General features: G+C 71.7%; 1 protein-coding gene. It reads right to left on the reverse strand.

Annotated features, from left to right (window positions below; all coding sequences use genetic code 11):
- Window positions 1–629 (reverse strand): hypothetical protein (locus tag ABD256_RS44235; RefSeq protein WP_344432414.1); only part of this gene is annotated, 629 nt, incomplete at its 3' end.
- Between the last annotated feature and the right edge of the window lie 21 nt (window positions 630–650).

A 650-nucleotide genomic window follows, 5' to 3' on the forward strand; every position in this document is an offset into this window, starting at 1 on the left:
TCGTCCACATCGGACTCGTCTGCTTCGGTGTCGGTGTCGGTGTCGGTGGGGTGGGGGGCTCCGGCGCGGAGTCCGGGTGGGTCTTCGCGGTGGTCGAGGGTCCAGGCCGGGTCGGCGGTGCCGAAAACGGCTCCGAGGTCGGCGGCGTGCTGCCGCAGGCGGTCGGTGGACCAGCGCGAGGTCAGGTACTCGTGCGCGACCAGACGGGCGACGGCCTCGGGCACCACCTGCTCGAGATTGGTCTCCCGCACAATCCGATCCACCTCCCGCACCGCACGATCGAACCGCTGCCACGCCTCCCGCGCCCCAGCACGCTCACCCGGCTCCAACACCCCCGGATCCCGCCGGTACAGCGAATCCAACGCATCCGAAGCCGCCACCACCTGCCCCGCACCCACCAGCACCGTCCCATCCGACCGCCGCGCCGACACCCGATCCACCGACCCCGCGAACTCCGCCCGCAACGCCCCCACATCCCGCAGAATCCGCTTCACCACCCCCTCCACCTCCCCACGAGCCGCACCCCGACGGCGCAACTCCGCCACCACACCGGCCACCGCCCGATACCGAACCCCACCATCGGCCATCAACCGACCCACAGCACCGAACCGCCCCACCCACTCATCCACCACCCCAGCACCCACCACCGG

This window comes from Amycolatopsis minnesotensis, from assembly GCF_039529815.1.
Taxonomy (GTDB): Bacteria; Actinomycetota; Actinomycetes; order Mycobacteriales; family Pseudonocardiaceae; genus Amycolatopsis; species Amycolatopsis minnesotensis.